This window comes from Rathayibacter sp. AY1F8 (assembly GCF_002932165.1).
Classification (GTDB): Bacteria; Actinomycetota; Actinomycetes; order Actinomycetales; family Microbacteriaceae; genus Rathayibacter.
Genome location: NZ_PSVB01000033.1, coordinates 1 through 24,109, shown reverse-complemented (window position 1 = coordinate 24,109; position 24,109 = coordinate 1). Strand labels below are relative to the sequence as shown.

The following is a 24,109-nucleotide window of genomic DNA, read 5'->3' as shown; positions in this document are numbered from 1 at the left end:
GGGCATGCGGATCCTCCAGGGAGCGGCCGGGGCGGCGGGGTCGCTCCCGACCGTAGGCCTCCGCTGTTTCGCGCGCGTTTCCGGCGGGAGGCGCGCGATCCGGATCCGGAGCGGCCCCGCCCCCGGGGGCTAGAGCTCGCCCTGCTGCGAGGTGCCGGCCGGGATCGGGACGAGCCGCGTCACGACGGGAGGATGGGCGACGAGTCCGCGGATCGCCGCGTTGAGGCGGACGACCGGCTCGCCGGCGCCGTGCGCGTCGAGCAGGTCGCCGCTCGTCCACTTCTCCAGCATGACGATGGTGCCGTCGGGCGAGTCGTGGATCGCGTAGAGCTCGCAGCCCTCCTCCTCGTGCACCTCCGCGATGGCGGTGGAGAGGGCGGCGACGAGCGCGTCGCGCTGCCCCTCGGCGGGAGTGAAGATCGCGGTGACGACGACGGGATCGGACATGGCGTGCCTTTCGGAGGGGGAGGGGGATCAGCGCCGCGGGGGTGCGGCGCAGCTGGAGCGGATGACGAGGTCGGCCTGCACCTCGATGTGCTGCGGCGCCTCGGGGAGGCGGCCCTGCATGCGGGCGAGGACGAGCTCGACGCTGTGACGGGCGAGCATGTCGATCGGCTGGCGGACGACGTTGAGCGGCGGGGTGACCAGCTCGCTCCACGGGTTGTCGTCGAACACGACGACCGAGAGGGCCTCCGGGATCCGGATCCCGAGCTGGAAGAGCCGGTGCACGGCGCTGCGCACCTGCGCGCCGCTGCCCGCGGTCTGAGGAGGCCGCGGCTGCCGCGGCACCTCCGGCCGTCGGAGCAGCCGCAGGCCGGTCGCGAGCTGCCAGGCCGTGACGGCGTAGACGGAGGCGCGCTCCCAGACGCCGTCGGGCAGCAGGTCGACGCCGGGCACGCGGGTGTCGACCTGCAGCATCAGCAGCGCGAGCAGGCCGGCCGCACCGAGCACGATCCCGACCGTCTCGAGCGCCCACGGGGCGCGGCCGCGCCGGGCCGCGGCACCGGCGACGATCGAGGCCGCGTTGCCGCCGACGATCGCCATCGCGGCGCCGACCACGTGCAGGCCGCCGATCCCGTTCTGCGCACTGGCGCTGCTCCCGTGCACGAGGCCCACCACGGCGATGCCCACGGCGTAGACCACGGCGAGGGAGAGGAACAGCCCCCGCGATCCGCCCCGCGCCGCCCGCACGGTCGTGACGGCGGCGGCGAGGTAGAGCGCCCCCTGCAGGAGGAATCCGGCGTTCATCACCGCGTGCAGCGGCGAGTCGATCGCGCGCCCCTGGAACACGCCCACCTCGGGCACGCCGAGATCGCTGATGTAGTTCCGTGCGTAGCTGTAGCCCGGGAACGCGGACGCGGCGACCGCCTCCGCTCCCACGTAGGCGAGCGCGCTCACCACCCACAGCACTCCGGCCCCACGAGTTCCCATGCGCCCATCATCCCCGGGCCCGGCCGCGCCGGACGTCGGCGCCGGACGGCTCCCCGGCTAGGCTCGCCGGATGCTGCAGGTGCGGGGTGAGTCCGGGCAGCCCGTGCTCCTCCTGCCGGGCGGGGGCGAGGCCGTCGACGGGTTCTTCCCCGGGCTGGTCGAGGGCCTGATCGTCGATCCGGGCTGCCGGGTGGTCCTCTACGACAGACCGGGCACAGCGGGGTCGGAGGTCGCCGGCGGACTGACCGACGCCGCCGACGCCGTCCACGCCGTGCTGGCCGGCCTCGGGACAGGTCCCGTCGTCGTGATCGGCCAGAGTCTCGGCGGTGCCGTCGCGATGCTGCTCGCTCGCGATCATCCCGAGGACGTCGCGGGACTGGTGCTCCTCGACCCGACGCCCGTCAACGACACGGCACTGGCGCGTCAGGTGGAGCGGACGGCCCGGGCGACGGCGACGCTCTCGAGGCTGCCGGGGCTAGGCCGAGCGCTGTCCGCGCTGCTGCGCACGAGCGCCGCCCGGTCGGCGAGGCGCTACGCGATGAGCCCGGACGCGCGCGCGGCCGCTCTCGCGATGGCGGACGTCGACCTGCCGGGGCTCGCCGCCGCCGCCGCCGGTCTGGAGCAGGTGGCGCGGGGCTTCGACGAGTCTCAGCTGCCCGCCGTCCCCGCGGCCGTGGTGACTGCGGACCGCCGGCCCGGGTCCTCCCTGCATCGCGCGCATCGGCGCGTGGCCGCCACACTGGACGCGCCGCTGCTGTCCTGGCCGGGAGCCGTGCACGAGGTGCATCTGAGCCACGAGCGCGAGGTGCTCGAGGTCGCCCGCGCGGTCGTGCGGGCCGTCGCCTCCGACTAGGTCCGGAGCCGCTGCGCCGCCGCTCCGGTCACAGGCTGAACCCGCCGTCGGTCGTGAGCACCTGCCCGACGACCCAGCTGCCCGCCGACGTGGCCAGCCATGCGATCAGCTCCGCGGGGAGGCGCGGGGCCACCCGGTACGAGGACGCCGCTCCGGCTCCGCTGCGCGAGGGCGGCCGACCTGGACTACTCCTCGTCCGCCCGGTAGACCTTCCGGAACGCGTCCTTGCGGGCGATCCTCCCGCCGCGGAACTCGTAGATGTCGCAGCCCCGCGTGACCTGGGGTCCGCCGTCGGGGCCGGTCCCGGTGAAGGACCAGGTGGCCGCGCCGCGCGTCCCGGCGATGAGGGGAGCCCCCTCCTCGTGCCGCTCCTGTCCGGTGTCGAAGGCGAGCATGAGCGCGAATCCCTCGCGGACCTGCTCCTTGCCCGTCCAGGTGCGGCCGGGCTCGGGGCCGACGGACGCGCCGTACACGCAGTCGTCGGTCATGTGGCTCATCAGCGCTTCGAGGTCGTGGCGGGTCCAGGCGTCGCTGAACGCGGCCAGCACCTCGGGCGTCATCTCGCTCGTGCTGGTCTCGGTCGAAGAGGAGTCGTCCATGTGCGGGCCTCGGTCCTTCTGATCGGTGGACCGTCGTCGGTCGCTCTGCGACCGTGGCAGGTGAGCGGCCGCAGTGGCAACGCCCTCTAGCGGTCATGTCCGGAAGCGGACGGCCGGCGGATCAGTGGTCCGGCGACCCGCCGACCAACGGGTGAGCGCGACGGCGGGGGGCGGTGCGCTGCGGGCGGCGGGAGCGGCCGCCGAGGAGACCCGCTCCACCGGGCACTGCCGCGTCCCGATGCTGAGCCCCTTCGTGAAGGCCGTGCCGAAGTCGGACGCGGGCCGGCCCTCCTCCGCCTCCTCGGTCGCGGCTCTCGGGTCGCCGGCGGCGGCCGGATGCTAGGCGCTCGCCGCCTCCTCCGCCACCTCCTCCCCGCCGACCGGCGCCGGCGCGCAGGATGAGGAGCACCGGTCGCGGCGGGCACCGACCCCGCACCCGACCGGCACCGAGACCGCCACGAGCCCGCGCCAGCGGGAGGACAGCGAGAGCACCATGGGATTCTGGGGACCGACCGACGAGACCCGCGGCACGCGCCCGGTCGACGAGCCGCTCGGCGAGCTGGAGCTCGTGCACGCCTTCACCAGCGGGCCGATGCCCACCGGCGTCAGCGTCTCGCACACCGGGCGGATCTTCGTGAACTTCCCGAAGTGGGGAGACGAGGTCCCGGCCACGGTCGTGGAGCTGGTCGACGGAGCGGCGGTGCCCTACCCGGACGAGGCCTGGAACACGCCGTCGGGGATCGACGACGCCGGCGCCCTCGTCTCGGTGCAGAGCATCGTCGTCGATCCGGCCGACCGGCTCTGGATCCTCGACACCGGCAGCCCGATGTTCGAGCCGACGAAGAAGGGCGGCCCCAAGCTCGTCCGCGTCGATCTGGCGACCGACACCGTCGAGCAGGTGATCGTCCTCGAGCCGGACGTCGCCCTGCCGACCACCTACCTCAACGACGTGCGCTTCGATCTGCGGCGCGGCATCGCCTACATCACCGACTCGGCCGATTCCGGCCCGAACGGGATCATCGTCGTCGACCTCGAGGCGGGGACCGCCTGGCGCCGCCTGCACGACCACCCGAGCACGAAGGCGCTCACTCCTCCGGAGCTCGTGCCGATGGCGGAGGGCCGCGTGCTGATGAAGCGCCCGGCAGACGGCGACCCGCAGCCGGTGACGATGGGCGCCGACGGCATCGCGATCTCGGCCGACGGCGAGCGCCTCTGGTACTGCCCGCTCGCCTCCCGCCGCTGGTTCAGCGTGGCGACGGCGGCCCTGGTCGACCGGTCGGTGCCGGACGAGGACGTCGCGGCGACCGTCGTCGACGAGGGCGACAAGGGCGGGGGAGCGGACGGCCTCGAGACGGATGCGCTGGGCCGCTTCTACGCCACGAGCTACGAGAACAACGCGATCGTCCGCCGTCGCACCGACGGCACGATGGAGACGATCGTGCACGACGAGCGGCTGCTCTGGCCCGACACCATGTCGATCGCGACGGACGAGCACCTGTACGTCACCGCGAACCAGCTGCACCGCCAGGCCGACTACCAGGGCGGCACGGATCTGCGGACGTACCCGTACTCGCTGTTCCGGGTGCGGATCGGCGCGGGGCCGGTTCTCCTGCGCTGAAGGCCCCCGCCCGGTCTCCTGCGCCGAGATCCGCAGCGCGGATCAGCGCCAGTGGGCGAGCTCCGTGCGGAGGGTCGCGCGGGCGCGGGCGAGCAGTCCGCGGACGGTCGAGGTCGTGAGCCCCAGCTCGTGCGCGATCGCGTCGTAGCTGCACTGCTCCAGCTGGCGCAGCTCCCAGCAGCGGCGCTGGGCCGGGGGCATCGCGGCGAGCACCCGGTTGGCGTCGGCGGCGAGCGATCCGCAGTGCGCGGCGTGCTCCGGGTCGTCGGCAGCGGAGGCGGGGAACTCGTCGTCCAGCTCGGCTCGCAGCCGCGAGACGCTGGAGCGGAGCCGGTCGACGCTGCGGCGGCGCGCGGTCGTGACGAGCCAGCCGGCGATGGTCTCGCCGTCGATCACGCTGTCCACGTGGGTCCACGCCGCGAGGAACGTCTCCTGCACCACGTCGTCGACGTCGGCGCTGCTGCGGAGGGTGCGGGCGGCCGTCGCGCGGAGCAGCCCGGTGTAGCGGCGGACGATGGTGGCGAACGCGCGGTCGTCGCCCTCCGCGGCGCGGATGACGAGCATCCGGTCCGAGTCGGGTTCGAGCAGCGCGAGCGGCGGCGCGGCGAGGGTCGAGGGGCGGGCCCTCGGGAGGCGTGCGGGGGTGGTGGCGGTGAGCATGCGGACTCCGGTCGACTTGATGTGCACGCATGATTCGGAGGCGCGCTCCCGCCCGGTTTCCCGGGGCGGGACCCCAGTGGGAGGGGCAGGTCTGTCCGGTTTCCGGGGACGTCAGCGCCGCCGCGACCACCAGCGGCGGGACCGCTCCGGCTCGGCGGCCGCCCGGGCCTCGGCCGCGGCGGCGCGATCGACGCGCCGCTGCGACCAGGCGGCGACCTCCTCGTCGACGTCCCGGAGCCGGGTGACGACGGGCGGCCCGCCCAGCAGCTGGCGGCGCGCCTCGATCACCCGCGTGTTGAAGTCGGCGAGCTCGGCGCGCACCTCCTCCTCGCGGTGCAGGCGGTCGAGGCGCTCGTCGAGCGCGCGGTCCTCGGCGCGGAGGAGGAAGGCGGCCGGGCCGATACCGGTGAGGTTCTCGCGCTCGATCTTGCGGCGGATCCACCAGTCCGGGTCGTGGGCCGCGCCCAGGTCCGGGAGCGGCTTCCCCGATCCCGGCAGGTCGTCGAAGTCGCCGCAGCGGATCGCGAGCTGGATCGCCGTCTCGACGAACGCGGCCCGCTCGAGCGGCTCCTCCGGCAGGGCGGGCTGCTCCGCCTCCTCCTCGCCCGCGACGCCGGCCCGGTACCGGGCGGCGCGCTCCCTCGCATCCGACATCCCTCCACGCTAGATCGGGCTCCTCGCCCCGGGCAACCACCCCTCCCGCCGTCTCCGTGGTCGGCGGGGCGCCGCGGGTCGACATCGCCGGACCGGCGTGCGTAGTATCGATACTCGATAACATCGACGATCGATAAGGAGCACGCCATGACGAGTGTCATCCCCAGCGGACCGGTCCGGGAGCGTCCGCGCGTGTTCCGGGTGGCCAGGGCGGTCCTGCTCATCGTCGCGGTCTTCTCCGTGCTCACCGCGCTCCTGCAGACCTGGACCGTCACCACCGGGCGCACCCTGCTGGTCTTCGGGGGAGCGGACGGCCGCCTCCCGCTCCGGAGCCTCCCGCAGCTGCTGCAGGCCGAGCCGCGCGAGGGCACCGCGCCCACGCTCGCCGACGCCGCCCTCTCCCTCCGCCTGCTCGGTGCGCTGCCGAGCCTCCTCCAGGCGGTCACGATCGTCCTCGCCACGGTCTTCCTCCTGCGGGTCCTCCGCGGCATCGCGGCCGGACGCCCGTTCGACCCCTTCGTCCTCGCGAACTGGCGCCGTCTGAGCCTCGCCCTGCTGATCGGAGGAGTGGCGCAGGGCCTCGCCGACACCGCGGCGGGCCTGTACCTCAGCTCCGGCATCGGCCTGCTGTTCGCCGCCGGCCGGGTGACCGACGAGCAGCGCGACGCCTTCCTCGGCGGCGACTACCAGGCCATCGGGACGAACCTGCCGCAGTGGCCCGTCCCCGTCCTGCTCGCCGGAGTGGTGGCCCTCGCCCTGACGGCGGCGTTCCGCGCCGGCGCGAAGCTCGAACGGGACGTCGACGGCGTTGTCTGAGCCCGCCGACGACGAGAGGCACCGGATCGACTGCCACCTCGGAGCAGTGCTGACCGAGCGCGGCGTGACCCTCACCGCCCTCTCTGCCCGCACCGGCATCACGATGGCGAACCTCTCCATCCTCAAGAACAACCGCGCCCGCGCGATCCGCTTCACGACGCTGACGCTCATCTGCGACGCGCTCGACTGCACCCCGCAGGAGCTGTTCTCGATCCGGGCCGTCGACGAGCGGGCGTAGCGGCGGGCGGATCGGCCAGGGGATCTCTGCGGGGCCGATGGTGTGGACGCCGTCCGATCGGATCGTCGATCGAGCAGGCCTCAGCCGCGCTCCACGTCCGCCCCTCCTGGGATCGGCCGGAGCTCCCCGGAGCTCGCTCTCGTCCCGACCCATGGATGAGCCTCACCAGCGCGGTCGGCGGCCTCGGCCATCGACCGTCCACAGGGGAGCGAGCTCGTCAGCGGGACCGTCGAATGCGCCTCCGGTGGATGCCGGCGGCTGCTCGCGGTCGTCCCTCCCGACGCGAATCACTCCCGAGCAGTTGTGGAGCGAGCTCGAAAGGACCCCGCAGACACGCATCGCGGGAACCCTCCGGGACCCTCGCTCCATCTCGGTGGCTTCCACCGTCGAGGGGCCCCTCCTGAAGATCCGGGCCGACTACTGGTCCCAGGAGTACATCCCCTGGGGACGTGTGCGAAGCGTCCTCGTGGGTGCTTCCGCGAACCCGTCCCGTCGCGCTGTGCGATCTCCCTGAGACGGCGGCGGTGTACCCGTCGACGAGGCCGCCGGTCATCGTCCCCGCGAGGAGCGCCCGCTTCAGACCCGCACCGACGACGAACACGTCGATCGACCCGGGGTTCCCGAACGGGGGACGGACCGTGATGCACGTCTGGTCGTGCTGAGCGGCGGTCAGCGGTCGAGGACTTGACGAATGACGAGGACTCGGTTCTCCGTCGGCTCCCGCCCGACCGGGTCGAACCCGCTCGCCGTCGTCACTGAGACCCTGCTCGAGCTGGTCGGCGTGCTCGTGCGCGCCGCGCTGCGGCCGCTTCCCGCCCGCTCAGTCCAGCGGGTAGCCCGGCAGCCCGTCGATGCTGACCGCGTTCCGCGTGGCGCGGTACTCGGCCATGCCGTCGGGGCCCTTCTTCTCGGCCTGGAGGAGGAGCAGGTCGCGCTCGCCGATGGGCTCCATCACCGGCACGCCCCAGCCGCACGCGTCGCTGATGCGGGTGAGCTCGACGGTGACGACCGCGCGGGTGCTCGGGTGCTCGGGGTGCTGCTCCGCGACCTCGGCGAACGCCTCCGAACCGGGCAGGTGCACGGAGCCGGTGCCGTGCAGGCGGACGATGCGCGGACGCGGTCCGAACGACGCGAACATCAGGCACACGCGCCCGTTCTCGCGCAGGTGCGCGATCGTCTCGACTCCGCTGCCCGTGTAGTCGACCCAGCCGACGCGCCGCGGGCCCAGGATCGAGAACGAGTCGTGGCCGCGCGGCGACATGTTGACGTGCCCGTCGGCGGCGAGGGGCGCGGTGGCGACGAACCACATCGGCTGCTCGTGGATCCAGGAGGAGAGGCTCTCGTCGACCTCGTCGTAGACGTGCGCCACGGGATCAGGCCCCGGCCGCGCGGCGGACCAGCTCGGTGACGGCGGCGCGCGTCTCGGCGTCGGCAGAGACGAGCGCGTAGGCGGTCGGCCAGATCGTGCCGTCGTCGAGCTGCGCGCCGTCCTGGAAGCCGAGGGTCGAGTAGCGCGTGCCGAACTTCGCGCCGGGCTGGAAGAAGACGATCGCCTTGCCGTCGGAGCGCGCGTAGGCGGGGAAGCCGTACCAGGTCTTCGGGAGGAGGTCGGGAGCGGTCTCGCCGACGACGTCGTGCAGCATCTGGGCGATCGGCCGCTCCTCGTCGGTCATCGCGGCGATCGCGGCCTCCGCGTCCCTGCGGTCGGCGTCGGCCTTGTCGGCGCTCTTCTGCCGCTTCGCCTCCGCCCGCAGCTCGGCCGCGCGCTGCTTCATCGCCGCGCGCTCGTCCTTCGAGAAACCGTCTTCGGAGGCCATGTCCGCCCGTCCCGTCCGTCTGCGGCTCCCGGTCCGGGAGCGTCCCCGCACATCGTGACAGCGCCGCACTCGCCGCACAACGGCGGGAGCGAGCGCGACCGCGCGCCCCGGAAGCCAAGCCTCCGCGGTTAGCGTGGGCGGATGCGCCTCCTCCTGATCCGCCACGGCCAGACCCCCTCCAACGTCGCCGGGCTCCTCGACACCCGCGTCCCCGGACCCGGGCTCACCGACCTCGGCCGCACCCAGGCCGCGGCGCTGCCCGGTCAGCTCGCCGGCGAGGGGATCGGCGCGCTGCTCGTCTCGACGATGGTCCGCACCCACGAGACGGCCGCCCCTCTCGCCGCGGCGCTCGGGCTCGAGCCGATCGAGCGCGACGGCATCCGCGAGGTCGCGGCCGCGGGGCTCGAGATGCGCGGCGACGACGCGGCGGTCGAGGAGTACATGGGCACGGTCTTCCGCTGGGCCGGCGGCGAGACGTCGATCCGGCTGGCGGGCGGCGAGACGGGCGACGAGTTCGCGGCGCGCTACGACGCGGTGGTGGCGGAGGCGGAGGCGCTCGGGCACGAGGTCGTCGCGCTGATCAGCCACGGCGCGGCCATCCGCTGCTGGGCGGGTCTGCGCTCCCTCGACCTCGATGCGCGCTTCATCGCCGACCACCTGCTCGACAACACCGGCGTCGTCGTCCTCGAGGGCTCGGGCGACGCGTGGACGCTCGTGTCCTGGCAGGGCGAGCCCGTCAGCGGAGTCGGCGCGGCGGCCCCCTCGGGCCCGGCGGGCGAGACCACCGTCTGAGCTGCGGGGCCTCCTCGCCGGTCGAGCAGCGGCGGATGGAGACCGGCCGGAACGAGCGCCGCCGGCCGCGCCATCACGGTAACGATCGCGCAACACTCCGGAAACCAGCTCCGACCAGCACATTCGCTCGCACCGATCGGTTCATCACCACCCCTGGACCCGCCCCCGCAATTGTCCGACGTTTGCCCCTCGGCGGCTCCGCGGCTACCGTGGTCGGCGGTCCTCATGGGCCCCGATGAACCGGTCCGCGCTCGCACGGCGTCCCCCAGGACGCGCCGCGATCGTACGGTCAACGGGAGTGGAGGCGGCCCCGAGGCCGCCTCGGACGCTCTCGCCTCCACCCCCTGCCGCGCTGAGCGGCGGGACGCACGCGGAGGCTCGACGCACGGCTGTCCCACGCTCCCGACCCGGCACCACGAGATGAGCGCAGGGCGTCGTCCCTGCGCGCCGACGGAGTGTACGTGCACCAGAACCAGCAGATCATCAGCGAGCCCCGGAGCGAGGCGGGCGCCGATCCCGCGACCCCCGCTCTCGAGGCCCGCCACCTCTTCAAGGTGTTCGGCCGGAAGCCCGACGAGGTCGTCCGCCGACTGGGCGAGGGCGCCGACCGCGGCGAGCTCGCCGGACTCGGCACGGCCGCGGTGATCGACGCGTCCTTCACCGTGCGCCGCGGCGAGATCTTCGTCGTGATGGGCCTCTCCGGCTCCGGGAAGTCCACCCTGATCCGCATGCTGAACGGGCTCCAGGAGCCCTCCGCGGGCGAGGTCCTGATCGAGGGCTCCACCATCACCGGCGTCTCCGAGGCGGAGCTGCGCCGCGTGCGCCGCTCGTCGGTGTCGATGGTGTTCCAGCACTTCGCGCTCCTCCCGCACCGCACCGTGCTCGACAACGTCGCGTACCCGCTCGAGATCCAGGGCGTCCCCGCGGCCGAGCGCCGCGAGCGGGCCCTGCTCGCGGTCGAGCGCGCCGGTCTCGCCGGCTGGCACGAGAAGATGCCCGACGAGCTCTCCGGCGGCATGCGCCAGCGCGTCGGCCTCGCCCGGGCGCTCGCCGCCGACACCGACATCGTGCTGATGGACGAGGCGTTCTCGGCACTCGACCCGCTGATCCGCCGCGAGATGCAGGAGCAGCTGATCGAGCTGCAGCACGAGCTCGGCAAGACCATCGTCTTCATCACGCACGACCTCAACGAGGCGATGTTCCTCGGCGACCGCATCGCGGTGATGCGCGACGGCCGCATCGTCCAGATCGGCACCCCGGAGGAGATCCTCACCGATCCGGCGAACGACTACGTCGCCCAGTTCGTGCAGGACGTCGACCGCGCCCGCGTGCTCACCGCCTCCGCCGTGATGGAGCCCGCCCGCTCCGTGGTCACCCTCGCGGCCGGTCCCCGCGCCGCGCTCCGGAGCATGCGCGACCTGCAGACCTCGGCCGCGTTCGTGGTCGGCGGCGGACGCCGCCTGCTGGGCACGGTACGCGACCGCGACGTGATCGAGCAGGTGCGCCGGAGCACCGGCGACCTCTCGGCGGTCCTCACCTCCGACGTCGTCACCGTCGGTCCGGACACCGCCCTCAGCGAGGTCATCGAGCCCGCCGTCGAGTCGGCGCTGCCGGTCGCCGTGGTCGACGCCGACGGGCGTCTGCTCGGAGCGATCCCGCGGGTGACCCTGCTCGCGGCGCTCGGCAACGTGCCCGCCCGCACCGGCGAGCACCCGGTGATCGAGCCGCCCGCCACCGTCTCGACCGAGGTCGTCACCGCGACCCTGCACGCGACCGGAGGCCCCGTCGACGACGCCGTCCTCGCGGCGGACGGAGGTGCACGATGACCGATCTCGGATTCCGCCTCCCGCTCGGCGCCCTCGCCGAGGGTGCCGTCGATGTCCTCACGCAGACCTTCCAGCCGGTCTTCGACCTGCTGCGCACCGTCTTCGGCGCCCTCTACTCCGGCGTCGACCTCGTCCTCGCGACACCGCCCTTCTGGGTGATTGTCGCCTTCCTCGCCGTACTGGCCTACGCCGTCCGCGGCTGGGTCTTCGCGGCCGGCACCGCCGTGGGGCTCCTGCTGATCGTGGGGGTCGACCAGTGGGAGAACGCGATGGACTCCCTCGCGCTGGTGCTCGTCGCCTCCGTGATCGCCATCGCGCTGAGCGTGCCGCTGGGCGTGCTCGCCGCGCGCAACCGCACGGCCTCCGCGGTCATCCGGCCCGTGCTCGACCTGATGCAGACGATGCCGGCCTTCGTCTACCTGATCCCCGCGCTGATCCTGTTCCGGGTCGGAGTGGTGCCGGGCATCGTCGCGACCATCGTGTTCGCCATGGCGCCGGGCGTCCGGCTCACCGAGCTGGGCATCCGCGGCGTCGACCCGGAGCTCGTCGAGGCGGGGGAGTCGTTCGGCTCCTCGAAGTGGCGGATCCTCCGCCAGATCCAGCTGCCGCTCGCGCTGCCCTCGATCCTGGCGGGCCTCAACCAGGTCATCATGCTCTCGCTCTCGATGGTCGTCATCGCGGGCATGGTCGGCGCCGGAGGGCTGGGCGGCGACGTCGTCGCGAGCCTCAACCGGATCGATGTCGCGCTCGGCTTCGAGGCGGGCATCTCCGTCGTGATCCTCGCGGTCGTCCTCGACCGGATGACCGGCGCGCTGGGCTCGCCCTCGCCGGCGAGGGTCGCCCGGGCGAAGAACCGCCGCGCCGTCGTGGCGACCCGCTCGGCCGTCGGCGTCGTCTCGATCGGCCTGGTCGCGTCCCTCGGGGCCGCGACCCTCGCCGCTCCCGCCACCGCCTCCTCCGTCGACAACGGCGACCGCACCGACGTGACCGTCGCCGTGTTCCAGGGCTGGGACGAGGGGATCGCCGTCTCCGCTCTGTGGGAGGCGGTGCTCGAGGAGCAGGGCTACGACGTGACCCTGCAGAACGCCGACGTCGCCCCCGGCTTCCAGGGCCTCTCGACGGGCGACTACGACCTCGCCCTCGACACCTGGCTGCCGCTCACCCACGCCCGGTACGTCGAGCAGTACGGCGACTCGATCGTCGACCTGGGCGCGTGGAACGATGAGGCGAAGCTGACCATCGCGGTCAACGAGGACGCCCCGATCGACTCCCTCGAGGAGCTCGCCGCCGACCCGGGCGTCGTCGGCAACCGCCTGATCGGCATCGAGCCCGGCTCCGGTCTCAACAAGACGACGACCGAGGACGTCATCCCCGGCTACGGCCTGGAGGGGATGGACTACCTCACCTCCTCGACGCCGGCCATGCTCCAGGAGCTCTCGAGCGCGACCGCCGCGGGCGAGAACATCGCCGTCACGCTCTGGCGCCCGCACTGGGCCTACGACGCCTTCCCGGTCAAGGACCTCGAGGACCCGAAGGGCCTGCTCGGGCAGGCGGAGGGGATCCACTCCTTCGGCTCGGCCGCGTTCGACGCGGACTACCCGACGATGAGCCGCTGGATCCGCGACTTCCGGATGGACTCGAAGACGCTCTACTCGCTCGAGAACGCGCTGTTCAACGACGGGGCCGACGACCGCTCCGCCGCCCTCGCCGCGTGGATGGACGAGAACCGGGAGTACGTCGACACGCTGATCACCTGATCCGCCACCACGACGAAGGCCGAGAGGCCGGGCGGCCCCGGACCAGGGCTGTCCCGGCCTCTCGGCCTTCGTCGCGCAGAAGTCAGGCGGCGCTGACCCGGCGTCCCGCGGTGGCGCGGACCAGGAGGGTGACCACCAGCACCACGGCGGCGGCGACCAGCGCGGCGATCCCGGCGGGGACCGAGACGAGCTCGCCGGCGAAGCGGCCGACGGCGACCCAGGAGAGTCCCCAGACGAGCGAGAGCATCGGGGCGATGCGGCCGCGGCCGGTGACCGCGATCAGGAGTCCGACGAGCGCGGCGACGGCGAGGACGACGACTGCCCAGACCGCGGCGCCCGGACCGTCCGCGCTGCCGACTCCCGCGCCGACGAGCCCGGCGGTGACGTTCGCGGCCGTGGCCACGCACACCCAGCCGAGGTAGAGCCCGAAGGTGCCGTCCGTCACGATCGCGTCGACCACTCCGGCCGAGCGGGTGGTCCGCAGGATCACGAAGATGCGCGCGAGCACGGCGAGCAGCAGGGCGATCACGACGACGCTGAGCGTCAGGAAGCCGGCCTGGACGACCAGGATCCACGCGGCGTTCAGGAGGAGGCTCGCGGCGGCCCAGTAGCCCAGCCGGCGGTGGCGGGTGCGGGCTGTCTGCGAGGGCAGGAACTGCCAGATCGCGTAGGCGATGAGGCCGGTGTAGATGACGCTCCAGATCGCGAAGGCGGGGCCGTCGGGAGCGATGGGGGTCGAGGACGCGGTCAGGGCGCCGCCGGCCGCGTTCTGGATCTGCGTGCCGCCCGCGGCGCCCGAGCCGATGAAGGAGCCGATGAGGGCGAGCACCGCGCTCACGGCGACGACGACCTGGCGGATCCGGTCGGCGCGGTCGGGGGTTCGTGTGGCGGTCATGTCGCTCCTCCATTAGTCAGCTGGCTGAGTAATGAGAGTAGCGCGATTCCGCTCCCCGTCCACTGGGGCTTGCGGCGAGGCCCCGACCCTGGAGAGGGCCGGGGCCGGATTCTCAGGCGCGGGCGGCCGCGTACTGCTCGCGGATCACGGGGCGGTGGTCCGGCGCGGGCTCGGCCACCGAGGTGACGGTCCACGTCGGACGCGATCCTGTCAGCGCCCAGGCGGCCTGCACGGCGGCACCATCGGCCACGTACTCGCCGGGCGTCGGCACCTGCACGGGCACGTCGAACACCTGCGATGCAGCGAGCTGCACGGCGCGGTTCTGCGCGGCTCCGCCGATGAGGAGGATGCGCCGCGCCTCCACTCCCTGCGCGCGAACGGCGTCGAGCCCGTCGGCCAGTCCGCAGAGCATGCCCTCGATCGCCGCGCGGGCGAGGTTCGGTCGCGTGGTCGAGGCGATGGTCATCCCGTGCAGGCTCGCGGTCGCGTCCGGCAGGTTCGGCGTGCGCTCGCCCTCGAAGTAGGGGACCAGCACGAGGCCGTCGGCACCCGGCTCCGCCTCGAGCGCCAGTGCGGCGAACTCGTCGAAGTCGCTGCCGAGCAGGGTCGCGGTCGAGGCCAGCACGCGCGCGGCGTTGAGCGTCGCGACCAGCGGCAGGAAGCGCCCGCTCGCATCGGCGAAGCCGGCGACGGTCCCGGAGGCGTCGCGCACCGGGTCGTCCGTGACGGCGAAGACGGTGCCGCTCGTGCCGATGCTGACGACCACGTCGCCGGGGCCGGCGCCGAGGCCGAGCGCGGCGCCCGCGTTGTCGCCCGCGCCGGGGCCGACGACGAGTCCGCTCTCGGTGCGGCCCGCCTCCTCCGAGGGGCCGAGCACGCGGGGGAGCAGCGGGCGGTGGCCGAGGGCGCGCTCGAGCAGGTCGAGGTCGTAGCCGTCCGCTCCCCAGTACGAGGTGCCGGACGCGTCGGACCGGTCGGTCGTGAGCGCGTCGAGCTGCGGACCACGGGCGGAGTCGGGGCCGTAGCCGAGCAGGCGCCAGGTCAGCCAGTCGTGGGGGAGCGCGACGGCGGCGACACGGGCGGCGTTCTCGGGCTCGGCGTCGCGCAGCCAGCGGAGCTTGGTGGCGGTGAAGGAGGCGACCGGCACCGATCCGGTCCGCTCCGCCCAGGCCCCGGCTCCGAGCTCCTCGATGAGCGCGGCGGCGGCGGGCGCGCTGCGGGTGTCGTTCCAGAGCAGAGCGGGGCGGATGACGGCGCCGCTCTCGTCGAGGACGACCATGCCGTGCTGCTGGCCGCCGACCGAGATCGCGGCGACGTCGTCGAGCCCGCCGGCGTCGGCGAGGGCGAGCTGCAGCGCCTCCCACCACGCGGCCGGATCGACCTCGGTGCCGTCCGGGTGGCTCGCCCGGCCGGTGCGCACCACGGCGCCGGTGTCGAGGTCGCGGACGACCACCTTGCAGCTCTGGGTCGACGAGTCGATCCCTGCGACGAGCGTCATCGCTGTCCTCTTTCGTTGGGGGGTTCGGGTTCGGGCGTCCGGTGCGGAACCGGGCCGGATGCAGGAGAACGGACGAGATCCCGTGCCGGTGCAGGGGATCTCGTCCGTCTCAGGTCGTCCCGCGGCGGACCGCGGGCTCAGGAGGTGCGGGTCAGCCGCGGGCGCCGAGCAGGTGCTCGGTGGCCAGCTGCTGCAGGCGCACGAAGCCGAAGCCCTTGCCGCCGAGGTAGGCGTCGGCGTCGAACGACTCGTACGAGGCGGTGTCCGCGAGCAGGTCGTCGTACGACTCGCCCTCGTTCAGCGTCGGGGTGGAGAGCTCGGCGACCTTCGCGGCGGCCAGCGCCTCCTGCACCTCGGGGTCGGCGCGGAAGGCCGCGGCGCGCTCCTTGAGCAGCAGGTAGGTGCGCATGTTCGCGGCGGCCGAGTCCCAGACTCCGGTCTCGTCCTCGGTGCGCGAGGGCTTGTAGTCGAAGTGGCGCGGGCCGTCGTAGGCCGGGACGCCGCCGGGGCCGCCGTTCTCGAGGAGGTCGACGAGCGAGAACGCGTTGTGCAGGTCGCCGTGGCCGAAGACCAGGTCCTGGTCGTACTTGATGCCGCGCTGGCCGTTGAGGTCGATGTGGAAGAGCTTGCCGTGGTACAGCGCCTGGGCGATGCCGGCGGTGAAGTTCAGGCCCGCCATCTGCTCGTGGCCGACCTCGGGGTTTACGCCGACGAGCTCGGGGCGCTCGAGGGAGTCGATGAACGCGATCGCGTGGCCGAGCGTGGGCAGCAGGATGTCGCCGCGGGGCTCGTTCGGCTTGGGCTCGATGGCGAAGCGGATGTCGTAGCCCTTGTCGGTGACGTAGTCGCCGAGCAGGTTGACGGCCTCGCGGTAGCGCTCGAGCGCGGCGCGGATGTCCTTGGCGGAGTCGTACTCGGCGCCCTCGCGGCCGCCCCACATGACGAAGGTCTTCGCGCCCAGCTCGGCGGCGAGGTCGATGTTGCGGAGGACCTTGCGCAGCGCGAAGCGGCGGACGTCGCGGTCGTTCGAGGTGAAGCCGCCGTCCTTGAAGACCGGGGCGCTGAAGAGGTTGGTGGTGACCATCGGCACGACGAGGCCGGTGGACTCCAGCGCGCCCTTGAGGCGGTCGATCTGGGTCTGGCGCTCGGCGTCGGTGGAGCCGAAGGCGAACAGGTCGTCGTCGTGGAAGGTGAGGCCGTACGCGCCGAGCTCGTCGAGCTTCTCGACCGCGTGGACGACGTCGAGCGGCTCGCGGGTCGGGCCGCCGAACGGGTCCGTCCCGTTGTAGCCGATGGTCCAGAGGCCGAACGAGAACTTGTCGGCGCGGGTGGGGGTCAGGGACATGGGATCCGAATCCTTTCCGGCGACGTCGCCGAATTGTTGTTGAGCCCAACATATCCCCTGAGGGTCGGGAGGCGCAACGAGCGGAAGGCCCGGCGCGTCGCCCTCCGGCCCCTCGCGGGTGCCGCCCGTTCGTGCCGCGGAACCGCTCGCGGAGCGGGCCGGCGCCCGGGGAGGTCGTCGCGAGGATCGCTTGCGCAAGCGCTTCGACTGTGCGTACAGTCGCTCCAGCACGACCGGTCGAAGCGCTTCGAAGCTCGACCGCGACCGACGACGACGTCCGGCAGGAGGAGCCATGGCGACCATCCACGATGTGGCCCGCGCTGCCGGAGTCTCGATCAGCACCGTCTCCTACGCCCTCTCCGGCAAGCGCTCGATCGCCGCCTCCACCCGGCAGCGCGTCGACGACGCGGTGCGCCAGCTCGGCTACCGGCCCCACGCGGGAGCCCGGATGCTCGCCGGGGCGCGGACCCACATCCTCGCCCTCTCCGCCCCGATGCGCGGCGAGCTGCATCTGCCGACCCACATGCGCTTCGTCACCGAGGTGCTCGAGCGCGCCCGGGAGTCGGACTACGACGTCCTGCTGCTCGTCACCGACGAGGCGTCCAGCGGCATCGGGCGCGTGTCCTCCTCCTCGCTCGTCGACGGCATCGTCCTGATGGGCGTCGACGACGACGACGACCGCGCCGAGCTGATCCGCGCGGCCGGGGTCCCCGCCACCTTCATCGGCGTGCCCGCCGACTCCCACGATCTCGCCTGCGTCGACCTCGACTTCGCCGAGGCCGCCCGCCAGAGCGTCCGCCGGCTCGCCGAGCTGGGCCACCGCTCGCTCGGCCTGCTCGAGCACCCGCAGTCCTACACCGACCGCAACGCCGGCTTCGTCCGCCGCTTCGACGAGGCGTTCCGCGCCGAGGCCGCGGCGCTCGGAGTCGAGATCGCGGTCGAGCGCCCGCACATCGGCCGCCCGAGCGCACAGGCCGCGATCGACGCGATCCTCGCCGCACCCGTCCCGCCCACCGCGCTCGTGCTGCACTGCAACGAGCCCGTGGCGGAGGCGGCGATCGAGCGCGTCCTCGAGCGCGGCCTCTCCGTCCCCGGCGACCTGTCGATCCTGGCGGCCTGCGCCAGCTACGACGGCGGCGCCCTCCCGGTCCCCACCAGCAGTCTTCCCCTCCCGTTCGACGCGATGTGCCGAGCGGCCGTCGCGCGGACCCTCCAGCAGATCGACTCCGGCCGCACCGTCGGCGTCGAGCTGCTCCCGCCCTCCTACGTCGACCGCGGATCCCTCGCGGTCGCTCCGACCGGCGCTCCGGTGCCGGCGGTCCCGTCCGGCACTCCCGCGCCGGCCTCCCTCTAGTCCTCCACCCTCTTCCTGCCCGCTCCGGCTCTGCGCACTGTCGAAACGCTTCGACACCATGCCCCCGCGAGAGAGCGCTCCCTGCACCACCTCCGCAGCACCACCGCACCGTTCGAAGGAGAACCACCGCAATGTCGCTCCGATCCCGCTCCGCCTTCCACCGCCCGACCGCCGGTCTCAGCCGGCGCAACCTCCTCGCCGGCGGAGTCGGCCTCAGCGCGATGTTCGCGCTGGCCGCCTGCTCCGGTGGCGGCTCCGACGCCGGCTCCGATGCGCTCTCGACCACGGTCGACGGCGCCGGCCGCACCCTCACCCTCTGGGACTTCGAGACGCCCGACAGCGACCGCGGCATCGCGTGGCTCGCCGCCCGCGACATCTTCACCCAGGAGACGGGGGCCGAGATCGCGTACGAGTTCAAGGCCTTCGAGCAGCTGCGCACCGGCGCCAGCCAGATCTTCAACTCCAACTCGGCACCCGACGTCGTCGAGTACAACAAGGGCAACGCGACCAGCGGACTCCTCTCGAGCCAGGGCCTGCTCACCAACCTCGACGAGGCGGTCGCGTTCTACGGCTGGGACTCGCTGATCCCCGGCGCGCTCCAGACCACCGCGAAGTACGACGAGAACGGGATCATGGGCTCCGGCTCCTGGTACGGCATCCCCAACTACGGCGAGTTCACCTTCGTCTACTACAACAAGGACGCCTTCGCCGCGAACGGACTCGAGGTCCCCACCACCTACGAGGAGTTCACGGCCGTCCTCGACGCCTTCGTGGCCAAGGGGATCACCCCGCTGGCCGAGGCCGGCGCCGAGTACCCGTTGCAGCAGCTCTTCTACCAGCTAGCGCTGCTGAAGGCCGACCGCTCCTGGATCACCGACTACCAGACCTACACGGGCGAGGTCGACTTCGAGGACGCGGCCTGGAGCTACGCGGCCGACCAGCTGAAGACCTACGTCGACAAGGGCTACGTCTCGGCCGACGCCTCCGGGCTGAAGGCGGAGGACGCGGGCACGGCGTTCATCTCGGGCGAGTACCCGATCTTCTTCTCGGGCTCCTGGTGGTTCGGCCGCTTCAAGACCGAGATCACCGGATTCGAGTGGGACACGTTCCTCTTCCCGGGCGCCGAGTTCACGATGGGCTCCGCCGGCAACCACTGGGTGATCCCGGAGACGGCGAAGAACAAGGATCTCGCCTACAAGTGGATCGACATAACGATGCGACCCGAGATCCAGAACCTCATCGGCAACAACGGAGGCATCCCGCTCGTCGTCGACGAGAGCGCCATCACCGACGAGAAGAGCAAGGCGCTGCTCTCGCAGTGGAAGACGGTCGTCGACGGCGACCAGCTCTCCTTCTACCCCGACTGGCCCACCGCGACCTTCTACGACGACCTGGTCGCCGCCACGCAGGAGCTCATCAACGGCTCCTCCGACGAGTCCGCCATGCTGTCCGACCTCCAGGCCAAGTACGACGACGGAGTCGCCGACATCACGTGACGCGGAAGCGTCACGTGATGTCGGCCACGGCGGCCGGCCCCGCGCCTGCAGGCGCGGAACGGCAGCGGAAGACCCAGTGAGGTGACGGCGACTCCTCGACGGGGTCGCACAAGCACCGCCGAGCCTTCACCCCCCCCCGCTGGATGCCGCTCCGGTACGCGACACGCCGTCGCCTCCGTACCGGAGCGGCATCCCGCGGCAGCACACCCACGACCCCGTCCGACCTAGGAGTACCCATGACGACGACAGCACCTCGTCGCGCGGAGAGCGCGCCGCCTCCCACGACGCCGCCCCGCGAGAAGCGCTCCGGCGGCTACTGGCTCTACCTGATCCCCGGGTTCGTGCTCTTCACGTTCATCGTGCTGATCCCGCTGATCTGGAACGTCTACGTCAGCTTCACGTCCTGGCGCGGCATCAAGCCGCCGATCTTCATCGGCCTCGACAACTGGATCGAGCTGATGGGCGACGACCAGTTCTGGACCTCGTTCCTCAACTCGGTCTACATGATCATCGCGATGGTGATCGTCCCCACGATCCTCGGACTCCTGCTCGCGGCGATCCTCTTCGATCTCGTCGGCAAGAAGTTCGGCGGGCGCCTGGCGAGCTTCCTCCGCGCCACCTACTACCTGCCGCAGATCCTGCCGACCGTCATCGCCGCGATCGTCATCGGCTGGATCCTCCGCCCCGACAACGGCGCGCTGAACTCGATCCTCGAGGCCGTCGGGCTCGGCTCCCTCTCGCACGACTGGCTCGGCAAGCCGGACACCGCGATGCTCTCGATCATGGTCGTGATGATCTGGGTGCAGCTGGGCTACCCGGTCGTCATCTTCATGGCGGCGCTGCAGCGCGTGGACCCCGAGCTCTACGAGGCGGCGGAGCTCGACGGGGCGAACTGGTTCCAGCGCTTCCGCTGGATCACGGTCTCGATCATCCGGCCCGAGATCTTCGTGGTCACCCTCACCTGCACCATCGCCGCGCTGAAGGTCTTCGGCCCGATCTACGCCCTGACCCGCGGCGGCCCCGGCGACTCCACGATCGTCCCCTCCTACTACTCGTACACCGAGTTCTTCCAGAAGCAGCAGGTGGGCTACGGCGCCACCATCGCGACCGCGCTCACGATCGTCATCGTGATCCTCGCCGTGCTGTTCATCCGCGCCCAGGAGCGCGTCGAGCGCAGCGAAGGAGCCCGCTGATGTCGGCCATCGAGACCCTGCCCCTCACTCAGGCCGGCACGGAGGACGCGGACCTCTCGTCCTCCCGTCCCGCCAAGCCCGCGAAGGGCACGACGAAGCGCACCCTCGGCGACTGGGTGATCCTCGCCGTCGCCGTGGTGATCGGGCTCGTGATCATCAGCCCGGTGCTGCTGATCCTGCTCAACTCCTTCAAGACCCCCGCGGAGTACTCGGCGAACGGCCCGCTCGCCTTCCCGACCGGCCTCTCCTTCGACGGCCTCTCGACCTTCTGGAGCCGCGTCGACTTCCCCGAGAAGCTCGGCAACTCGATCCTCATCTCGGGGTCGGTCGCGATCCTCGCCGTCGCCCTCTCGGTGCTGAACGCCTACGCGATCGGCATCGGCCGGGTCCGAGGCCGGAGCTGGATCATCGTCCTGTTCCTGCTGGCGAACATGCTCCCGCAGGAGGCCCTGCTCTACCCGCTGTACTACATGTTCAAAGCGGTCGGGATCTACGACACCCAGCTGTCGGTCATCGTCATCTTCACCGTCATCCAGTCGGCGTTCGGCACCTATCTGCTCTCGAGCGTCTACGGCACCTTCCCGAAGGAGATCCTCGAGGCCGCGGCTCTCGACGGCGCCTCGAAGTGGCAGGTCCTCACCCGGGTGATCGTCCCGATCTCGCGGCCCACCCTCTCGGTGCTGATGATCTTCTTCTTCATCTGGACCTGGAACGAGTTCCTCATCCCGCTGGTCTTCCTGGTGAGCGACGCGACGCAGACCGTCCCGATCGCGATCTCGAGCCTCCAGGGCGACAAGATCATGGACGTCACCACGACCAGCGCGAGCGCCCTCCTGGGCCTTCTCCCGACGCTGATCTTCTTCCTGATCTTCCAGCGCACCCTCACCCGCGGCATCACCGCCGGCGCGGTCAAGTAGCCCTCTCTCCCTCCGTCGGCGCCTCCCTCACGGGATCCGCCGGCGCGCCATCGAAAGGCACCTCCATGAAGTTCACCGACGGGTTCTGGCAGACGCGGGCCGGATTCACGCCCCTGTTCGCGCAGGAGGCGTACGACATCCGCACCGACGGCACCTCGCTCGAGGTGATCGCCCCGACCCGGGTCATCCAGGGCCGCGGCGACGTCCTCAACCGGCCGGCGCTCACGGTCACGGTGTCCTCGCCGGCCGAGGGGGTCGCGCGGGTGCGGATCGAGCACTGGCGCGGGACGGCGGTGCGCCCCGGCTTCGAGCTGGCCGAGGGCGACGTCGGAGCGGCGGAGGTGACGGAGTCCGGCGGCGTGCTGCGCACCGGCGCCCTCGAGGTCCGGATCAGGCAGGGCGCTCCGTGGTCGCTGGAGTTCTGGGACACCTCGACCGGCACGCGCCTCACCGGCTCCGGGCACAAGGCGCAGGGCTACCTGACCGGACCGGACGGAGCCGCCTACCTGCACGAGCAGCTCGACCTCGGCGTCGGCGAGCTGGTCTACGGGCTCGGCGAGCGCTTCGGCCCCTTCGTGAAGAACGGCCAGACCGTGGATGTGTGGAACGCCGACGGCGGCACCTCCTCGGAGCAGGCCTACAAGAACGTCCCGTTCTACCTCTCCAGCCGCGGCTACGGCGTGCTCGTGAACGATCCCGGCCTCGTCTCGTTCGAGATCGGCTCCGAGGCGGTCGAGCGCGTGCAGTTCTCGGTCGGCGGCGAGGCGCTGGAGTACCTGGTGATCCAGGGCCCGACGAAGAAGGACGTGCTGCGGCGCTACACCGGCCTCGCGGGCCGCCCCTCCGTCGTCCCCGCCTGGAGCTACGGACTGTGGCTGACGACCAGCTTCACCACGAGCTACGACGAGGAGACGGTGAACTCCTTCATCGACGGCTTCGCGGAGCGGGAGCTGCCGCTGTCGGCGTTCCACTTCGACTGCTTCTGGATGCGCGAGTTCCAGTGGACCGACCTCGAGTGGGACCCGCGCACCTTCCCCGACCCCGAGGGGATCCTCGCCCGCCTGCACGAGCGCGGGCTGCACACCTGCGTCTGGATCAATCCGTACATCGCGCAGGCGTCGCCGCTGTTCGCCGAGGGGCGCGAGAAGGGCTACCTGCTCAGAACGGCCTCCGGCGACGTCTGGCAGTGGGACATGTGGGTCGCCGGCATGGCGCTGATCGACTTCACGAATCCGGAGGCGACCTCCTGGTTCCAGGAGAAGCTCCGCGTCCTCGTGCGCCAGGGCGTCGACTCCTTCAAGACCGACTTCGGCGAGCGGATCCCGTCGGAGGGCGTCGTCTGGGCCGACGGGACCGACCCCGAGGCCATGCACAACTGGTACACCCAGCTCTACAACCGAGCGGTGCACGAGGTGCTCGAGCAGGAGCTCGGCGAGGGCCGCGCGGTCCTCTTCGCCCGCAGCGCCACGGTCGGCGGGCAGGCGCTGCCGGTGCACTGGGGCGGGGACAACACCTCCTCCTACGTGTCGATGGCCGAGACCCTGCGCGGAGGCCTCTCGCTCGCGCTGGGCGGGTTCGGCTTCTGGGCGCACGACATCGGCGGCTTCGAGGGAACGCCCGATCCCGGAGTGTTCAAGCGCTGGCTCGCGTTCGGCCTGCTCTCCTCGCACTCGCGGCTGCACGGATCCTCCTCGGTGCGCGTGCCGTGGGCGTTCGACGAGGAGGCCGTGGAGGTCACCCGGCTCTTCACCCGGCTGAAGCTCTCGCTGATGCCCTACCTCTTCGCGGCGGGGGCGGAGGCGGCGAGCACCGGCGTCCCGATCATGCGGCCGATGGCGCTCGAGTTCGAGGACGACCGCAGCGCCGCCCACCTCGACACGCAGTACCTGCTCGGGCACGACCTGCTCGTCGCTCCGGTGTTCACCGAGGACGGCACGGTCGAGTTCTACCTCCCGCGCGGGACGTGGACGAGCTGGTGGACGGGCGAGCGGATCGTCTCGACGGGGGAGTGGCGACGCGAGGTCCACGGCTTCGACTCGCTGCCGCTGTACGTGCGCGAGGGCGCGGTGATCCCGGTGGGGGCCCGCCAGGACTCGGCCGAGTACGACTACCTCGACGGGCTCGAGCTGAGGGTGTTCCCGGGGCCGGACGGAGCGACGCCGGTCCGGGTCGTCGCGCACGACACGGGGGAGGAGACGGCGTTCACCGTGACGCGCTCCGGCGGCGACGTCTCGGTCGACGGCCCGGCCGGCACCTGGACCTGGGTCGAGGCCTGAGCGGCGCCCTCCTGCTGATCGAGCAGCGGGCGCAGCCCGCCCCTCGAGACCCCCCGCCCCGCCCCCGGCTAGGC

23 protein-coding genes are annotated in these 24,109 nt (G+C 72.3%); 13 read left to right on the top strand and 10 right to left on the bottom strand.

Annotation, left to right across the window (positions count from 1 at the left end; translation table 11 throughout):
* Positions 1-129: 129 nt before the first annotated feature.
* Together C5C35_RS15890 and C5C35_RS15885 are read right to left on the bottom strand one after the other, a co-directional pair.
* The gene (locus tag C5C35_RS15890; protein WP_104224889.1) at positions 130-447 is read right to left on the bottom strand and encodes a putative quinol monooxygenase; all 318 of its coding nucleotides are present in this window, start codon (positions 445-447) and stop codon (positions 130-132) included.
* Positions 448-474: 27 nt separating this feature from the next.
* On the bottom strand, positions 475-1,431 hold the full coding sequence (locus C5C35_RS15885) for a DUF998 domain-containing protein (RefSeq protein ID WP_258059546.1): 957 nt from the start codon (positions 1,429-1,431) through the stop codon (positions 475-477).
* A 70-nt stretch (positions 1,432-1,501) separates the two neighbouring features.
* Here C5C35_RS15885 and C5C35_RS15880 point away from each other — a divergent pair, with 70 nt between their 5' ends.
* Positions 1,502-2,284, top strand: a complete 783-nt coding sequence (locus tag C5C35_RS15880) for an alpha/beta fold hydrolase (protein ID WP_104227369.1) — start codon at positions 1,502-1,504, stop codon at positions 2,282-2,284.
* A 185-nt stretch (positions 2,285-2,469) separates the two neighbouring features.
* On the opposite strand, the gene C5C35_RS15870 is transcribed toward C5C35_RS15880, so the two are convergent.
* The gene (locus C5C35_RS15870) at positions 2,470-2,883 is read right to left on the bottom strand and encodes a nuclear transport factor 2 family protein (RefSeq protein WP_219812314.1); all 414 of its coding nucleotides are present in this window, start codon (positions 2,881-2,883) and stop codon (positions 2,470-2,472) included.
* A 151-nt stretch (positions 2,884-3,034) separates the two neighbouring features.
* Here C5C35_RS15870 and C5C35_RS15865 point away from each other — a divergent pair, with 151 nt between their 5' ends.
* Positions 3,035-3,226, top strand: a complete 192-nt coding sequence (locus tag C5C35_RS15865) for a hypothetical protein (RefSeq protein WP_104227368.1) — start codon at positions 3,035-3,037, stop codon at positions 3,224-3,226.
* Positions 3,227-3,376: 150 nt separating this feature from the next.
* Positions 3,377-4,501 carry an L-dopachrome tautomerase-related protein gene (locus C5C35_RS15860; protein ID WP_104227367.1) on the top strand — a complete coding sequence of 375 codons (1,125 nt, stop codon included), beginning with the start codon at positions 3,377-3,379 and terminating at the stop codon, positions 4,499-4,501.
* Positions 4,502-4,543: 42 nt separating this feature from the next.
* On the opposite strand, the gene C5C35_RS15855 is transcribed toward C5C35_RS15860, so the two are convergent.
* Positions 4,544-5,188 (bottom strand): RNA polymerase sigma factor, encoded by a 645-nt coding sequence (locus tag C5C35_RS15855; RefSeq protein ID WP_104263555.1) that lies wholly within the window; start codon positions 5,186-5,188, stop codon positions 4,544-4,546.
* Positions 5,189-5,272: 84 nt separating this feature from the next.
* Positions 5,273-5,815 carry a DUF1992 domain-containing protein gene (locus tag C5C35_RS15850; RefSeq protein WP_104263554.1) on the bottom strand — a complete coding sequence of 181 codons (543 nt, stop codon included), beginning with the start codon at positions 5,813-5,815 and terminating at the stop codon, positions 5,273-5,275.
* Positions 5,816-5,962: 147 nt separating this feature from the next.
* On the opposite strand from C5C35_RS15850, the gene C5C35_RS15845 reads away from it, so the two are divergent.
* Entirely contained in the window at positions 5,963-6,631 is a 669-nt protein-coding gene (locus tag C5C35_RS15845) for a hypothetical protein (RefSeq protein WP_104227364.1), read from the top strand.
* The gene (locus C5C35_RS15840; protein WP_104227363.1) at positions 6,624-6,869 is read left to right on the top strand and encodes a helix-turn-helix transcriptional regulator; all 246 of its coding nucleotides are present in this window, start codon (positions 6,624-6,626) and stop codon (positions 6,867-6,869) included. The genes C5C35_RS15845 and C5C35_RS15840 overlap by 8 nt, the downstream gene beginning before the upstream one ends.
* 820 nt (positions 6,870-7,689) lie before the next feature.
* Here the strand turns inward: C5C35_RS15840 and C5C35_RS15835 are convergent.
* Both C5C35_RS15835 and C5C35_RS15830 read right to left on the bottom strand, forming a co-directional pair.
* Complete coding sequence (locus C5C35_RS15835; RefSeq protein WP_104227362.1) at positions 7,690-8,238, bottom strand: pyridoxamine 5'-phosphate oxidase family protein; 549 nt, start codon at positions 8,236-8,238, stop codon at positions 7,690-7,692.
* Positions 8,239-8,242: 4 nt separating this feature from the next.
* On the bottom strand, positions 8,243-8,686 hold the full coding sequence (locus C5C35_RS15830) for a hypothetical protein (RefSeq protein ID WP_104227361.1): 444 nt from the start codon (positions 8,684-8,686) through the stop codon (positions 8,243-8,245).
* Between the two features lie 141 nt (positions 8,687-8,827).
* On the opposite strand from C5C35_RS15830, the gene C5C35_RS15825 reads away from it, so the two are divergent.
* The 3 genes from C5C35_RS15825 to C5C35_RS17390 all read left to right on the top strand — a co-directional run bounded on the left by C5C35_RS15825 (position 8,828) and on the right by C5C35_RS17390 (position 13,061).
* Positions 8,828-9,478 carry a histidine phosphatase family protein gene (locus C5C35_RS15825; RefSeq protein ID WP_104227360.1) on the top strand — a complete coding sequence of 217 codons (651 nt, stop codon included), beginning with the start codon at positions 8,828-8,830 and terminating at the stop codon, positions 9,476-9,478.
* Positions 9,479-9,939: 461 nt separating this feature from the next.
* Positions 9,940-11,304, top strand: a complete 1,365-nt coding sequence (locus C5C35_RS15820) for a glycine betaine/L-proline ABC transporter ATP-binding protein (RefSeq protein ID WP_374952941.1) — start codon at positions 9,940-9,942, stop codon at positions 11,302-11,304.
* Positions 11,301-13,061: an ABC transporter permease/substrate binding protein gene (locus C5C35_RS17390; protein WP_104227359.1), complete on the top strand. Its 1,761-nt coding sequence runs from the start codon at positions 11,301-11,303 to the stop codon at positions 13,059-13,061. The genes C5C35_RS15820 and C5C35_RS17390 overlap by 4 nt, the downstream gene beginning before the upstream one ends.
* 82 nt (positions 13,062-13,143) lie before the next feature.
* Here C5C35_RS17390 and C5C35_RS15810 read toward each other — a convergent pair whose 3' ends face one another.
* The 3 genes from C5C35_RS15810 to xylA all read right to left on the bottom strand — a co-directional run bounded on the left by C5C35_RS15810 (position 13,144) and on the right by xylA (position 16,799).
* Positions 13,144-13,956, bottom strand: a complete 813-nt coding sequence (locus C5C35_RS15810; RefSeq protein WP_104224878.1) for a tryptophan-rich sensory protein — start codon at positions 13,954-13,956, stop codon at positions 13,144-13,146.
* Between the two features lie 112 nt (positions 13,957-14,068).
* Entirely contained in the window at positions 14,069-15,454 is a 1,386-nt protein-coding gene (gene xylB / locus C5C35_RS15805) for a xylulokinase (RefSeq protein WP_104227358.1), read from the bottom strand.
* A 151-nt stretch (positions 15,455-15,605) separates the two neighbouring features.
* Entirely contained in the window at positions 15,606-16,799 is a 1,194-nt protein-coding gene (gene xylA / locus C5C35_RS15800; protein ID WP_104227357.1) for a xylose isomerase, read from the bottom strand.
* Between the two features lie 292 nt (positions 16,800-17,091).
* Here xylA and C5C35_RS15795 point away from each other — a divergent pair, with 292 nt between their 5' ends.
* From C5C35_RS15795 to yicI, 5 genes are all read left to right on the top strand, one after another.
* Positions 17,092-18,153 (top strand): LacI family DNA-binding transcriptional regulator, encoded by a 1,062-nt coding sequence (locus C5C35_RS15795; RefSeq protein WP_104227356.1) that lies wholly within the window; start codon positions 17,092-17,094, stop codon positions 18,151-18,153.
* Positions 18,154-18,284: 131 nt separating this feature from the next.
* Positions 18,285-19,649 (top strand): ABC transporter substrate-binding protein, encoded by a 1,365-nt coding sequence (locus C5C35_RS15790; protein WP_258066437.1) that lies wholly within the window; start codon positions 18,285-18,287, stop codon positions 19,647-19,649.
* Positions 19,650-19,885: 236 nt separating this feature from the next.
* Positions 19,886-20,842 (top strand): carbohydrate ABC transporter permease, encoded by a 957-nt coding sequence (locus C5C35_RS15785; RefSeq protein WP_104227355.1) that lies wholly within the window; start codon positions 19,886-19,888, stop codon positions 20,840-20,842.
* Positions 20,842-21,759 carry a carbohydrate ABC transporter permease gene (locus C5C35_RS15780; RefSeq protein ID WP_104227354.1) on the top strand — a complete coding sequence of 306 codons (918 nt, stop codon included), beginning with the start codon at positions 20,842-20,844 and terminating at the stop codon, positions 21,757-21,759. Before C5C35_RS15785 ends, C5C35_RS15780 begins: the two co-directional genes overlap by 1 nt.
* A 65-nt stretch (positions 21,760-21,824) precedes the next feature.
* Positions 21,825-24,035 carry an alpha-xylosidase gene (gene yicI / locus C5C35_RS15775; RefSeq protein ID WP_104227353.1) on the top strand — a complete coding sequence of 737 codons (2,211 nt, stop codon included), beginning with the start codon at positions 21,825-21,827 and terminating at the stop codon, positions 24,033-24,035.
* Positions 24,036-24,109: the final 74 nt, after the last annotated feature.